Here is a 14,002-nt window from a genome sequence, read left to right on the forward strand (position 1 = left end):
GCACAATCCTGCACTTTCAGGCTCGATCGGTGGGATGCCACGCCGTTGTGCCCTGAGAACATGCGGATCTGGACTCGTCCAGGTGAGAGAAACTGCAGGATTGTGCTCGGTCAGCATTCCTCCACAAATTCCTCCGGCGGCTGAGTTAGTCCACATTGGGACGCTCCAGTCCGAACCCTGGTCCGGTTGGCTTGACACTGGCCGAATGGATCCTGCTGCACAATTGCGCCATGTCGGTGGCGTCGCGCCAGTCCGCACGCTTCGCCAACGCGGCGTCAGCCGGCGTGCCATGGATCATGCCATCAGCACGGGGCAAGTCCTGAAAGTACGACGAGGAATACTCGCCATACCCGGGGCGCCTTCGGATTTCGTGTCGGCAGTGAGTCACAACGGCCGGCTCAGTTGTGTATCAGCAGCCAGCCACTTCGGTCTGTGGTGCTTGGATTCACCCGAAATGCTCCACCTGAGCTGCCCGGACGGCGGAAGCGGGACCCATGTGAATCACCGGTCCCTCAGCGTGCCGCCTCATCCATACCTACCATTGGTCGGGTTGGGCGATGCACTCCTTCACGTGCTGCGTTGTCGTCCCCTGCATGAAGCGGTGGTGATGGTCGAGAGTGCCGTCCGGCGTGGTGACATGGCTTTGTCTTTTCTGTTCGACCGGTTGGACGGAGACCGAAATGGGAAGGCCAGGGAAGCCCTGCGCCGCGTGACCGGATGCGCTGAATCACCCATTGAAGTGGTCGCCAGACTGTTATTCGTAGCGGCTGGGTTCCACGTGGAGACTCAGGTAAGCATCGAAGGAGTAGGACGAGTGGACTTTCTACTCGACGGCTTCCTTGTGGTGGAGATCGACGGCGCTGCCTTTCACTCCGATCGAAAGGCGCTGCGACGAGACCACCGCCGCAATAATGCGACACTCCTCAACGGTTACCTCATTCTCCGGTACGGCTACGAGGACGTCATGTTCGAGCAGGAAGCGATGTTGGATCAGATTCGCTTGGCGTTACGCCGAGGACGGCCTCACGGGCGCTGAACCGTGCACAATCCTGCAGGTTCTTGAGGGCTCCTTCCTCATTCCGCAAGCAACGACGCGGAATGCCCTGGCCGGCGTCCCCCGAAACGCCCGGAAGTTGCAGGATTGTGCACGCGGGAGGTGAACTGACCGGGAATCAGACGTCTCGGCTGACGACCGCCTGCGCAAAACTCGCAAGGGCCGTCTTGACCATGCTGTCAGGTAGCGGGTCGAGCGCCGTCACCGCATCTTCCGCCCACTGCTGCGCAACAGCCCACGCCTGCCGGGTGGCGGAGTGCCCGCGAAGAGCGGACACGGCTTCAGCCAGGGCTTCATCGGACGTCAGATCGCCGTCGACCAGCGCGAGCACCCGCTGCGCGGAGTCATCACCGGACGCCGCCGCCTGCCGCAGCAACAGCACGGGCAGCGTGGGCACGCCCTCGCGCAGATCGGTACCCGGGGATTTACCCGATTTGTCCTTCAGCCCGGTGACATCGATGACGTCGTCAGCAAGCTGGAACGCCACTCCGACCTTCTCGCCATAGGACACCATGACGTCCACAGCCGACGCCGGTGCATCCGCAAAAATTGCACCCAACTGGCCGGACGCGGCAACCAGCGAACCGGTTTTATCCGCAATGACCGACAGGTAGTGCTCCACCGGATCCTCGCCGTCACGGGGGCCGACGGTCTCATGCAACTGGCCCAGGCACAGCCGCTCAAAGGTGCGCGCCTGGATGCCCAGCGCACGCGATCCCAATTCCGAGACAAGGATCGACGCACGGGCGAAAATCAGGTCCCCGGTCAGGATGGCCACGGAATTGCCCCACACTTCGTGGGCCGTGGGCGCACCGCGGCGGTAGGGCGCGGAGTCCATGACGTCGTCGTGATAGAGCGTTGCGAGGTGAGTCAGTTCGACGACGACGGCGGCAACCACCACCTCCGCCTTGCTTGCGTCCCCGAGGTGGGAGGCAAGGATGGTCAACAGTGGACGGATCCGCTTGCCGCCGGCTTCCACCAGGTGGCGGGAGGTGGCATCGGCCAGGGGGTCGGAACTGGAGATCGCCTCCCGCAGCTGCTTCTCAACCTTCGCCAGGCACCTCGACACCGCCGGACCAAGCTCCGGGTCCTCAGCGATCAGGGCGAAACCCGCCGGCAGGCGCATCCCGGTAGCAATCACACCGGTGCTCGGGTCCAGCTCGTCGATGAGCGGCCGAGGATGGCCAGCGCGGGTCCAGCTGGTGTGGGGGGAATCCGTCATGGGTCTAAGCCTATCGGGCGAGGGACCCGATGCGAGCGCAGCGGGGATCAGGCGCACAACCCGGGAAGTTTTGTGCAGTTTCGGTGCGTTCCACGGCCGTCGAACCCACCGGACGTGCGCAAAAGTTCCCGAGGGGTTTCGGGCAAACTACTGGTTGCTGGTTGCCGGGACCAGCTTCTCGAGCACATGGATCAGCCGATCCTCGAAGCCCTTCGGTGAGGAGTCAGTCAGATTGGCCAGCATCCGCACAACGAACCGCATCAGCACCGGGATCGGCATGCCGGTGCGCAGCGCGAGGCGAAGGATGGCCGGTTTACCGATGAGCCCCGCGAAGATCCGCCCGAGGGTGAAGTGGCTCCCCCACTGGTCCTGGATGTACGGCGCGTAGCCGGCAAGCACGGTGTCCCGCCCAATCCCCGGCGGAGCGGTGAACGACCGCTCGATGAACTCGGCCGCATACCGCGCCGACTCCATCGCATAGGAGATGCCCTCACCATTGAACGGCGACACCATGCCCCCGGCGTCCCCCAGCAGCAACAGTCCGGGTGAATAGTGCGGCGTGCGGTTGAACCCCATCGGCAACGCCGCACCGCGGATTTCGCCGACCTGGTTCTCCTCGGTGAACCCCCATCCGGCGGGCATCCCGGCAGTCCAGTCACGCAACACCTGCTTGTAATCGAGCTTCCCGAACGACGCCGAGGAGTTCAGAATCCCCAGGCCCACATTCGACGTGCCGTCGCCCACACCGAACACCCAGCCGTATCCGGGCAGCGGCTTTCCGGAGGCGTCCGGCAGCTCGAGCCAGCCCTCCATCCACGGATCCTCATGCCGGGGGCTGGTGAAGTACGTACGTACAGCGACGCCCAGCGGCCGGTCATCCCGCTTGGCCATACCGAGACTCACGGCGGTCCGCGTCGAGTTGCCGTCCGCAGCCAGCACGACGTCCGCGCTGAGTGTTTTCTGCTCGCCGGTTCGGCGCCCGTTGGGACCCAGAACATTGACGACGACGCCGGTCACCCGCCCGGATTCATCCCGTACTGCTTCGGTGACGGAGTGGCCCTCGAGAATCTGCGCTCCGGCGGACCGGGCGTGCGAGGCGAGCTGCTCATCGAAGCCGAGGCGCGTACGGACAAGCCCGTAGGAGGGGAAGTCGGACAGTTCGGGCCACGGGAGCTCCACCGTGCGGCCGCCGGCCAGCAGCCGCAGGCCCTTGTTCCGCCGCCAGCCGAGTTCCTCGCCATGCGGCAACCCAAGCAGCTGGATCTCCCGGACGGCGCGCGGCGTGAAGCCGTCGCCGCACACTTTCTCCCGGGGAAAGAAGGTCTTCTCGACAACAGTGGTTTCGATCCCTGCGGCGGCCAGGTAGTAGGCGGCAGTGGACCCGGCAGGCCCCGCTCCGATGATGAGGACTGACACCTAGTTGGCAGCCCTGCTGCTGCGGCGCCGACCGCGCGTCTGTGAGGCGGCCGCCGTCGTCGTGATGGTGCCCTCCGGTTTGGTGGCGCGGTGCACCGCGACGATGCCGCCGTTGAGGTTGCGGTACGCGACCGATTCCCAGCCGCTCTGCGTGATCCAACCCGCGAGCTCGTCCTGGTTGGGCCAGGCTCGGATGGACTCGGCGAGGTAGACGTAGGCGGCGGGATTGGAGCTGACCTTGGTGGCAATCGCCGGGAGCGCCCGCATCAGGTATTCGGTGTACAGGGTTCGCCACAGCGGAACGATCGGCTGGGAGAACTCGGCGATGACGAGGCGGCCCCCAGGCTTGGTGACGCGGAGCATCTCCTCCAGCGCCCTGGTGGGCCTGTCCACATTGCGCAGGCCGAAGGAGATGGTGGAGGCGTCAAAGGAGTTGTCGGCGAACGGAAGGTCGGTGGCGTCTCCGGCGATGAAGTCGATATCCGGCCGGCGGCGCTTGCCCACCCGCAACATTCCAAGTGAGAAATCACACGCGACCACGTGTACGCCGGCGTCCGCGTAAGGCTCGCTGGAGGTGCCCGTACCGGCTGCGAGATCGAGCACCCGCTCGCCGGCCTTGGCGTCTACGGCATCAACAACGATCCGCCGCCACCGGTGGGTTTGCCCCAGCGACAGCACGTCATTCACGACGTCATACTTGGGCGCCACGTCGTCAAACATGGCTGCAACTTCGTCAGGACGCTTATCCAGCGATGCTCGATTCACTTTGTCATTGTCTCAAACATTGTCAGTGCCGAAAAATGCGGCCCCTCGCCTAGCGGAACGGGCGGGCTGCCGCTCGGGAGTACGCTAGAGCATCATGAGCAATCCGTCCCCTGCCGCAGTGGCGACGCCGCTGAATCAGGCGCCGGCCCTCCGCAGCATCACCTTTGAGCGGGGCGACCTCCAGCTCGACACCGGCCTCCTGGACTTCGTGGTCCGCAGTGATGTCCACACCTGGATCCGGCGCGGCGGAGGCATCGTTGCCTTCGGTGAAACGGCGCGCTTCACCACCTCCGGCCCCGGCCGCTTCGCTGAGGCTCAGGCCTGGTGGCGCGAGGTTGTTGCGGCGGCTGACGTCGTTGACCCCCTCGCCCAGCCGGGCAGCGGGCTGGTGGCGTTCGGCTCGTTCGCCTTCTCAAAGACGTCCCGTCACCTGTCGCGCCTGATAGTGCCGCGCATTCTTGTCGGCAGCCGGGAAGGCAAGAGCTGGATCACCTACATCACGGACGACGACGGCGCAGAGCTGAGTGCCTCAGCCGCCGAAGCGGAACTCGCCGCCTACCTCGACGAGGTGGAGCCCGAACGCAAACCCTGTTCGGGAGACCGGATTGCCCCGGGAATCCTGACCGAAGAGCAATGGATGACGGCCGTCAGCCGCGGGGTCGCGCACATCAGGGAAGGTGAGCTGAGCAAGCTCGTGCTGGCCCGCGATGTCGTCGCGGAACTCGGATCCCCGATCTCGACGTCGCAGGTGCTCCGCGAGCTCGCTGTCCGGTACTCCGATTGCTGGACGTATTCGGTGGACGGGCTGATCGGCTCCACGCCGGAGATGCTCATCAAGGTCGAGGACCAGACAGCCCGCGCCCGGGTGCTGGCAGGAACCCTCGACCGCTCAACCGCCCCCGCCGGTGAGAGCGGATACGCGAACCGGGTTCTGGCCGGTTCCGAGAAGCAGCAGCACGAGCATGAGATTGCGATCGACTCCCTTACACGGCAGTTGGAGCCCTTCACCCGGACCATGACCTCGCACAGCGAACCGTTTGTCCTTGAACTTCCCAACGTGTGGCACCTGGCGTCCGATGTAAGTGCGGAGCTCACGGTGGACAGCGAGGGCAACGTGCCGTCGTCGTTGGCCCTGGTGGAGGCGCTCCACCCCACCGCCGCCGTGTGCGGGACGCCCACTACGGTGGCGGGCGAACTGATTCGCGAGCTGGAACATTTGGAACGCGGACCGTATGCCGGGCCGGTGGGCTGGATGGATGCAACAGGAAACGGTGAGTGGGGCATCGCCCTGCGGGGCGCCGTCGTCGAGACCCCGACGCGGGTCCGGATGTACGCCGGGTGCGGCATTGTCGAGGCTTCCCAGCCGGTGGCGGAGCTGGCGGAAACGTGGAGCAAGTTCCGGCCGATGATCGAGGCGCTGGGCCTGCGGGCACCATTACGATCCTGACTCGATTGCTGTCGCGCTTGGTTACCAATAGGCAATTCCTGTAGCCTGTGATGCACATCTCTTTACCGATAGAATCGTCCATGACGTTTCATTACTCCGTCCCGAGTCTTTACTCCGTCCCGAGCTGAGGTACTGCATGTTTTCCAAGATTTCCAAGTCGCTCGCCGTTATGGCAATCGGCACCCTGGCACTAACCGCGTGTGGCGGCGGTTCCGAGTCCGAAGAGGGCGGCGAGGCAGCAGGTGGTTCCGAGTTCGACCTCGTATCCCCCGGTGCCCTGACCGTCTGCTCTGACATCCCCTACGAGCCGTTCGAATACGAGGAAAACGGTGAGTATGTCGGGTTCGATATGGACCTGATGAAGGAGATTGCTGCCGGACTTGACCTTGAGTTCACTGTGCAGGATGTCGGCTTCGACGGCCTGCAGTCCGGTGCCGTGCTTGCCGCCGGGCAGTGCGATGTCGGCGCCAGCGCCATGACCATCACTCCTGATCGGGAAGAGAACCTGACCTTCGCCGACCCGTACTACGACTCCCTGCAGTCGCTTCTGGTTCCTGCTGACTCTGACGTCGCCACTCTTGAAGACCTCGCCGGCAAATCCGTGGGCGTCCAGCAGGGCACCACCGGCGAGCAGTACGCCCGCGATAATGTCCCCGCAGACACCGAGGTAGTGGCCTTCCCGAGCGACGCCGAGCTCTACGCGGCGCTGCAGGCCGGCAACGTTGCCGCGATCCTGCAGGACCTGCCGGTGAACCTGAACCACACGCAGGAAGGCGAGTACACCATCGCTGCGGAGTTCGAGACTGATGAGCAGTACGGTTTCGCATTCCCCAAGGAGGGCAGCGAAGCGCTCGTCGAGGCTGTGAACACCGAGCTCGCGGAGCTGCGTGACAACGGCACCTACGACGAAATCTACAACACCTACTTCGAGGAGCAGTAAGCTTCCACGGACTTGCGGCAGTTCCAGCTTCTGGGACTGCCGCAGCCGTGTTCACCTCCTGAAAGATAGGTAAAACACGTGAGACCATCTACCCGCAAACGCTTGTTCCGCGGAGTCCTGTACGCAATTTTCATCCTTGCCGTCGCTGCCGTCATCCTCGTTGCCGACTGGGAAGCAATACGTACCAACTTCTTCAACCTCGATGTTGCGGCTGAAGCCTTTCCCACGGTCGTCACCGAGGCCGCGAAAAACACCGTCGTCTACACGGTCATTGCCTTCATCGGTGGAATGATCGGCGGTCTGATCCTGGCGCTGATGAAGCTTTCTCCGGTGGGTCCCTACCGCTGGGTTGCCACTGCCTACATCGAACTTTTCCGGGGCCTCCCGGCGCTCCTCGTCATCTTCGGTTTCGCGTTCGCCGTGCCGATCGCCTTCGAGTGGCGTCCGCCGGGAGGTTCGACCGGCGCCGGTTTGATTGCGTTGATCGTTGTCTCCTCGGCCTACATCGCTGAAACAATCCGCGCGGGCATCGAGGCTGTGCCCAAAGGTCAGGTTGAAGCGGCACGCTCGCTCGGTATGCGGCCCTCGTGGACACTGGTGTCCGTGGTGCTGCCGCAGGCATTCCGCATCATCACTCCACCGCTGACCAACGAATTGGTCATCCTGATCAAGGACACCTCGCTGCTGTTCATCGCGGGCATGGCGCTCGGCGACAGGGAACTGACCACTTTCGCGCGCGACACCGTGTCTTCGCAGGCAAACTCGACGCCTCTCGTTCTTGCCGCGCTGTTGTACCTGATCATCACCCTCCCGCTGACCCAGCTGGTTGCCAAACTGGAACGCCATAACAAGAGAGGCCGGTAGGTCATGGCCGAACTGCAAACAACGGGCGTACCCGCCATTGAAGTACGCAAGCTGTGCAAGTCCTTCGGGGACAACGAGGTGCTCAAGGGCATCGACTTTCACGTTGATCAGGGCGAGGTGGTCTGCGTCATCGGCCCGTCCGGATCGGGCAAATCCACATTGCTGCGCTGCGTCAACCGGTTGGAAGAGCCCACCTCGGGAACCATCATCGTTGAGGGCGTCGACATCACCGATGAGGACACTGACCTGGACAAGGTGCGTACCCGCATTGGCATGGTGTTCCAGCAGTTCAACCTGTTTCCCCACCTCACGGTCCTGCGGAACCTGACGCTCGCCCAGATCCGCGCGAAGAAGCGGGGCAAGGCGGAAGCTGAGGAAATCGCCCGCCGCAACCTGGACAAGGTGGGCCTGGCGGACAAGGTCGATGCGTTCCCGGCTCAGCTTTCCGGCGGCCAGCAGCAGCGCGTCGCCATCGCCCGGGCGCTTTCGATGGACCCGGACATGATGCTCTTCGATGAACCGACCAGCGCACTCGATCCGGAGCTGGTCGGAGACGTCCTCGACGTCATGAAGCAGCTTGCGCGTGATGGCATGACCATGATGGTGGTCACCCACGAGATGGGCTTCGCGCGCGAGGTCGGCGACCGCGTTGTCTTCATGGACGGCGGCGTTGTCGTGGAGCAGGGCAAGCCGGATGATGTCCTTGGAAACCCGCAGCACGAGCGCACGCGAGGCTTCCTCTCGAAGGTTCTCTAATTGTGATTTGAGGGCCGTTTCCAAACGGGTTGGTGCGTGCAAAAATATACGCACCAACCCGCCTGGTCTCCCCTACCCCAGGAATCCCATGTCCGAGCTTCCCACCGCCGGACGGCCGCGCCTGAGAGCGCGGTTCGCCGCCGTCGTCGTCGTTTGTTTCACTCTGCTCACCGGGCTGCTTACCGCACCGCCGGCCGTTGCCGCGCTCCCGGTGACTGACCCCGGCAACATCCAGGTGCTGGTGACCAAGTCCCGGCCGCTCAATCCCCTCCGGTACATTGCGCCGGATCTCGTGTTCTTCCCCGGGACCAACTATGTGCTCCGGCGTGAAGTGTCGGCGAATCTGCAGAACCTCTTCGCGGGTGCCAGGAGCGCCGGCGCGCCGCTTGCCGTGGTCAGCGCGTACCGCTCCTATGACCAGCAGGCTGCGCTGTACAACTCGTACGTGGCCCAGTACGGCCAGGCGGTCGCGGACACCATTTCTGCCCGTCCCGGCCACAGCGAGCACCAGACCGGGCTGGCGGTCGACGTCGGCAACCTCAGCGGCTCATGCGGCCTCAACGCCTGCTTCGCCACCACGGCGGGCGGCCGCTGGGTGGCAGCGAATGCGCACCGGTACGGGTTCATCATCCGCTACCCGGACGGGTATCAGTCCACCACCGGCTACACCTTCGAGCCGTGGCACCTGCGCTATGTCGGCAGGTCCGTGGCCACCGAGATGCGGACCCGAGGCATCCCCACCATGGAGCACTACTACAACGGCTCCAACCCGCCCATCAAGCACTCCTCCGACGTGGTCGCAGTCGACTCGACGGGAACGTCGTGGACATATCCGTCAAACTTCCTCAACGGGTTTCGTCCGCGTGCGCGGCTCGGCGCCGGGTGGTCCACGCTCAAGGCGGGCTTCAGCACCGACTGGAATGCCGACGGGCTCCAGGACATCCTTGCGCAGTGGAATGACGGCCGGTTGACGCTGTACCGCGGTCAGTTCGGCGGCGGATTCCGGGCGCCGATCAGCATAGGTCATGGTTGGGGAAGCTACGACATCACCGTGGGAGCCTGGCTCCGCGGCAGCCGGTTCCCCTCCGTGGTGGCGAAGGACGGTGCAGGCGTGCTGTGGCACTACGCGAACACCGCCGGCGCCGGTTTGTCAGCGCCCGCCAGGATAGGCCACGGCTGGCAAAACCTGCGCCTCACTCAGGCCGACTGGGATCGCGACGGCAACCAGGACATCCTCGCCATCCGGACCAACGGACAGCTGGCACTGTACCGTTCCACAGGAGCCGGTGCGTTCGTCAATGAAGCCCGGCGTGTGATCGGCCATGGGTGGCAGGGGATGGACAGTGTGAAGGCCATTGCCGGGTTCCAGGGTCCCGGTTCATATGGTCTGCGGGCGCGCTCAGCTGCGGGAGAACTTCGGTACTACCCGATGCCGGGCAACCGGTGGGGAGCTGCCGCGACCATCGGCCACGGCTGGCAGACCTACCGGCTGTTCCGGTGAGCGGGGACGTTTCGGCACCCTGCTCCGCTGGATGAGGCTGAGCTGCGGTCAGCGCCCGACGGCGTCCAGCACCGCCTGCTTCACCCGCGCGTGCATGGCACGCAGCGCGGCGCGGTCGGTCCGCACCTCCAGGACCGACCGGCCCCTGATCGGTTCCTCCAGCGCTGCGTCCAGCTCGTCGGCTGTGCTGATCAGACGATGGGGCACGCCGAACCCCTCCGCCAGAGCGGCGAGGTTCGCGGAGTGCGGCGTGCCGAACAAGCGTTCGACGGCGGATCCATAGCGCTCCAGCGTTGCCGGGTTCCCATGCTCAAGCAGCCCGAAGATGCCGCCGCCTGAATCGTTGAGCACAACCACCTGGAGGTCCGGTTCTTCTTCGCCCGTCCCCAGCAGAAGGCCGCCGGCGTCATGGAGGAAGGTCAGGTCACCGACAAGGAGCCGGGTGGGGATTCCGGCTGCGAGCGCGATTCCGGCTGCGGTGGAGATGGTGCCGTCGATCCCGGCGAGACCCCGGTTGGCGTACACCTCGAGCGGGTGCCAGTCACCCGTGGCCATCAGGTCCACATCGCGAATGGGGTTGGAGGACCCGAGCACGAGATTGTCCGTCGTGTTCTCCCACACTGCATCCGCCACGTGCAGTCCGGTCAGCACCGGCTCGTCCGCGAGATGCAGTTGCAGAGCGGCCTCGGCGCGGGCCCCGGCTTTCCGCCATTCGCCGAGCCAATCGTCTGCACCGCGGCCGGCAAAGGCCAGCAGTTCATCGAGGGTGCTGATCAGCCGTTCTGAGCGCCTGCCCTCCTCGAACCACGCCTGCGGCTCGGGCACATACAGGGCGCGTTCCACGTCCGTCCTGGCCAGCAGCGCCGCCACCGGCCGGGAGAGGGTGGGCCGGCCAAAGACAACAACACGCTCGATCTGCGGGCCGAACCGCTCGAGAAGCAGCCGGTACGCGCCGATCACCGACAGGCCGAACCGGGCGTTCGACGAGGGCTCAGCCAGCAACGGCAGGCCCAGGTGCTGCGCGAACACCGCCGCCAGCTCCCCCGCACCGTGCCCGGCGACCACAACGGTGCGCGCGCCGTCACCGGAAGGTGCAGGCGTCGTCGTCGTCCGTTGTGGTGCGGTTGTTATGTCTGGTGCTGTGACTGCGCTTGTTGCTGTCGCCGTTCCGGGCTCCGTTCCCGCCTCACTGCGCGCTGCCCCAGCCGAGCCCGCGGCGCCGTCAATACTCGGCACCAACGGGTCCCGGAACGCCAGGTTCACGTGCACCGGACCGGCCGGACCGCTGGCTCCGCGCGCTTCGGCGAGCGCCCGGGCGAGGAAGGGGGCAGGATCGGTTCCGGCGGGGACATCCATGGCGGCACGGACGTGGACACCGAACAGTCCCGGCTGCCGGGTGGTCTGGTTGGCGCCGGTTCCGCGCAGCTCCTCCGGGCGGTCAGCAGAGAGAACCACGAGGGGCACAGCGGCATGATTGGCTTCCATGACCGCCGGAAGCAGTTCCCCCACAGCGGTTCCGGAGGTGGTGACGACGGCGGCCGGCCGCTGTGCACCGAGCGCGAGGCCCAGCGCGGTGAAGGCACCCACCCGTTCATCAACGCGCACGTGGATGCGGAGCTCCCCGCGCTCCGCTGCCTCGGCGAGCGCGTAGGCCAGAGGTGCGCTACGCGATCCGGGAGCGAGAACGACGTCGGTGATTCCGGCGGCAGCGAGGGCTGCAGTCACGCGGCGGGCTGATTCGATAGAGTCCACTCCCCCATCCTCACATCCCTACGCACCACGTCAGGGAACTTTTGCGCAGATCCGGCGGGTCGACGACCGGTCGAACCCACCGGAGCTGCACCAAAGTTCCCCTGGGTGGCTACTTGGCGTCGCGGCCCCCGCGGTTGTCGTCCGTCCGCGGCTTCCCCTTGCCGTGTCCGCGGCCAGGCTTGTCATCGCCCTTGCCTGCGCGCTCAGCCGGGAAGACCTGGATGACCGACGGGCGCGGCAGGGCGCCTTCGCCGCGCTTCGGAGCAGTGCCCGCCTCGACGTAGTCGGGGAACAGGGAGTTCTGGGCGCCCCAGGCACCGTCCTCTCCCGGGTGCTGAACGGCAACGAAGACGTTGCGCTCATCGTCGTGGATGATCGGTCCGCAGGTCTCGCCGTCGCGCGGAACCGCGAGGAACTGGTCCACCCGGCCGCGTTCGCTGCCCTCGAGGCCCACCCGGAAGAGTCCGTCACAGTAGCCGATGGTGCCCGGCTGACCGTCGGTGGAAATCCACAGGTTGCCGGCAGTGTCGAACGCGAGGTTGTCCGGGCAGGAGATCGGGGACACCTTGTCCGTCGGGTAGCCGCTGAAGTAGGTGCTCGAGTTGGTGGCGGGATCACCGCAGACCATCAGCAGGTTCCAGGTGAACCGTGTGGAGGTCTGGTCGCCGCCGTTTTCAGTGAGTTCCACGATGTGCCCGTCACGGTTGCGGGTGCGGGGGTTTGCCTCGTCCACCGGAGCCTGGCCCGGTACGCCGCGGTTGGTGTTGTTGGTGCACGCGACGTACACCTTGCCGGTTGCCGGGTTGGGCTCCACGTCTTCGGCGCGGTCCATCTTTGTGGGTCCCACCTTGTCCGCTGCCAGGCGGGTGAAAACCGCAACCTCAGCGGCGCTCATGCCCGGAACGGCGGACTCGTTGTCAATGATCAGCGGCAGCCACTCGCCGACGCCGTCAAATGCACCATCGGAGGGAAGCGCACCGGTGCCGTCGATTTCCGGAACGGAGTTGCCCTGGAAGCGGGCCACATACAGCGAACCCTCGGAGAGCAGCTCCATGTTTGCCCTGCGGTCCTCGGCGCTGTTTCCCGTGCGGACGGTGTTCTTCGAAACGAACTTGTAGAGGTAGTCGAAGCGCTCATCGTCGCCTGAATAGGCAACCACGCGGCCGTCGCCCGCAACAATGACGTTTGCACCCTCGTGCTTGAAGCGGCCCAGCATGGAGTGCTTCTTCGGTATGGAGTTCGGATCGAATGGATCGACCTCCACGATGTAGCCGAACCGGTTCGCTTCGTTGGCGTAGCCGGCGTTGCGGGTGTCGAAACGGGGCTCATCGGTTTCCCACGCGCGCCCGGTGGGCCGGGATGTGAGACCGTAGCGGCGGTCGGCGTCGGACATTCCCGGGGTGACGAAGTAGCCGTTGAAGTTTTCCTCGCCGGAGAGGATGGTGCCCCACGGCGTGGTGCCGCCGGCGCAGTTGCCCAGCGTACCGAGAATGGTGCGTCCTGCAGGGTCATCGATGGTCTTCACGAACTCGGATCCGGCCGCTGGGCCCGTCAACTCGTACGGGGTATCCAGGAGGTAGCGGCGGTTGAGGCCCGCGCCCACAATGTAGCTCCACGGCGCGTTCTTGTTCTTCCGCTCAAGCTGGACGACGGAGAGCCCGTGAGCCGCGCGGGCAATGGCCCGTACTTCGCCGGCGGGAAGTTCCGGCGGGAACATGATGCTCTCGTTGGTGTATTCGTGGTTGGCAAACAGGACGGCGCGGCGGCCTTTGCTGCCGGGAATCTCGACGATGTCGGTGTAGTCGCAGTTGTAACCGAACTGCTGCGCTTGCGCGGCGGCGCTCTGGTTGTTGGCGTCGAACGCTGGAGCACCACGGAACAGCGGGTCGCCCCAGCGGATCACCGGACGCCAGGCGAAACCTTCGGGAACAGTGAAGTCGTCAACGAGCGCGTCCACCGGGTCGATCGGCGTGAACTTCAGCTTCCCCTTTCCACCCTGGCGCTTCATCGCTACGGCGGGTGCAATGCCCGTTCCGCCCGGCGCCAGCTGCGGTGCGTTGGCGCCGATGAGCATGGTGAGGGCGCCCACGGCTCCTGCGCCCATGACGCTGCGGCGGGAGAGCTCGTTGGAGACGATGTCGCGGAAGTAGTTGTTGCTGCTGGTGTTGCAGACCGCGGACGCGCAGGCGTTGTCGCACTTCAGTGCGCAGGTGACGGCGCTGCGCTTGCCGTTGGTGTGGCCGAGCATGGGCAGGAGACGGCGCTTGGTGTCGCTCACTTGAGGA

The 14,002-nt window shown here is 65.2% G+C and carries 12 protein-coding genes; 6 read left to right on the forward strand and 6 right to left on the reverse strand.

Translation table 11 applies throughout. The annotated features are described in order from the left end of the window. Nucleotides 1-145: 145 nt before the first annotated feature. Nucleotides 146-316, reverse strand: coding sequence for a hypothetical protein (locus ABFX19_RS01765; RefSeq protein WP_346027255.1), 171 nt, complete (start codon nucleotides 314-316; stop codon nucleotides 146-148). A gap of 321 nt (nucleotides 317-637) precedes the next feature. Between ABFX19_RS01765 and ABFX19_RS01770 the strand changes: the two genes are divergently transcribed. Further along, entirely contained in the window at nucleotides 638-1,036 is a 399-nt protein-coding gene (locus ABFX19_RS01770; protein WP_346027256.1) for an endonuclease domain-containing protein, read from the forward strand. 136 nt (nucleotides 1,037-1,172) lie between these two features. Here the strand turns inward: ABFX19_RS01770 and ABFX19_RS01775 are convergent, their stop codons facing one another. The 3 genes from ABFX19_RS01775 to ABFX19_RS01785 all read right to left on the reverse strand — a co-directional run bounded on the left by ABFX19_RS01775 (nucleotide 1,173) and on the right by ABFX19_RS01785 (nucleotide 4,457). Continuing rightward, on the reverse strand, nucleotides 1,173-2,276 hold the full coding sequence (locus ABFX19_RS01775) for a polyprenyl synthetase family protein (RefSeq protein WP_346027257.1): 1,104 nt from the start codon (nucleotides 2,274-2,276) through the stop codon (nucleotides 1,173-1,175). Between the two features lie 147 nt (nucleotides 2,277-2,423). Beyond that, nucleotides 2,424-3,692, reverse strand: a complete 1,269-nt coding sequence (locus ABFX19_RS01780; RefSeq protein ID WP_346027258.1) for a geranylgeranyl reductase family protein — start codon at nucleotides 3,690-3,692, stop codon at nucleotides 2,424-2,426. After that, nucleotides 3,693-4,457: a demethylmenaquinone methyltransferase gene (locus tag ABFX19_RS01785; protein ID WP_346027259.1), complete on the reverse strand. Its 765-nt coding sequence runs from the start codon at nucleotides 4,455-4,457 to the stop codon at nucleotides 3,693-3,695. Nucleotides 4,458-4,551: 94 nt separating this feature from the next. Here ABFX19_RS01785 and ABFX19_RS01790 point away from each other — a divergent pair, with 94 nt between their 5' ends. The 5 genes from ABFX19_RS01790 (at nucleotide 4,552) to ABFX19_RS01810 (ending at nucleotide 9,965) form a co-directional block, all read left to right on the forward strand. Continuing rightward, the gene (locus ABFX19_RS01790; protein ID WP_346027260.1) at nucleotides 4,552-5,904 is read left to right on the forward strand and encodes an isochorismate synthase; all 1,353 of its coding nucleotides are present in this window, start codon (nucleotides 4,552-4,554) and stop codon (nucleotides 5,902-5,904) included. 136 nt (nucleotides 5,905-6,040) lie between these two features. Further along, complete coding sequence (locus tag ABFX19_RS01795) at nucleotides 6,041-6,844, forward strand: transporter substrate-binding domain-containing protein (RefSeq protein WP_346027261.1); 804 nt, start codon at nucleotides 6,041-6,043, stop codon at nucleotides 6,842-6,844. Nucleotides 6,845-6,922: 78 nt separating this feature from the next. Continuing rightward, on the forward strand, nucleotides 6,923-7,708 hold the full coding sequence (locus tag ABFX19_RS01800) for an amino acid ABC transporter permease (protein WP_346027262.1): 786 nt from the start codon (nucleotides 6,923-6,925) through the stop codon (nucleotides 7,706-7,708). A gap of 3 nt (nucleotides 7,709-7,711) precedes the next feature. After that, nucleotides 7,712-8,464, forward strand: a complete 753-nt coding sequence (locus ABFX19_RS01805) for an amino acid ABC transporter ATP-binding protein (RefSeq protein WP_277359338.1) — start codon at nucleotides 7,712-7,714, stop codon at nucleotides 8,462-8,464. A gap of 88 nt (nucleotides 8,465-8,552) precedes the next feature. After that, nucleotides 8,553-9,965, forward strand: coding sequence for a D-alanyl-D-alanine carboxypeptidase family protein (locus ABFX19_RS01810; RefSeq protein WP_346027263.1), 1,413 nt, complete (start codon nucleotides 8,553-8,555; stop codon nucleotides 9,963-9,965). Nucleotides 9,966-10,013: 48 nt separating this feature from the next. On the opposite strand, the gene menD is transcribed toward ABFX19_RS01810, so the two are convergent. Both menD and ABFX19_RS01820 read right to left on the reverse strand, forming a co-directional pair. Next, on the reverse strand, nucleotides 10,014-11,717 hold the full coding sequence (menD, locus tag ABFX19_RS01815) for a 2-succinyl-5-enolpyruvyl-6-hydroxy-3-cyclohexene-1-carboxylic-acid synthase (RefSeq protein WP_346027264.1): 1,704 nt from the start codon (nucleotides 11,715-11,717) through the stop codon (nucleotides 10,014-10,016). 109 nt (nucleotides 11,718-11,826) lie between these two features. Further along, a complete protein-coding gene (locus tag ABFX19_RS01820) occupies nucleotides 11,827-13,965 on the reverse strand; it encodes a PhoX family protein (RefSeq protein ID WP_428831021.1) in 2,139 nt (712 codons plus the stop codon). Between the last annotated feature and the right edge of the window lie 37 nt (nucleotides 13,966-14,002).

The organism is Arthrobacter parietis (assembly GCF_039530425.1).
Lineage (GTDB): Bacteria > Actinomycetota > Actinomycetes > Actinomycetales > Micrococcaceae > Arthrobacter_D > Arthrobacter_D parietis.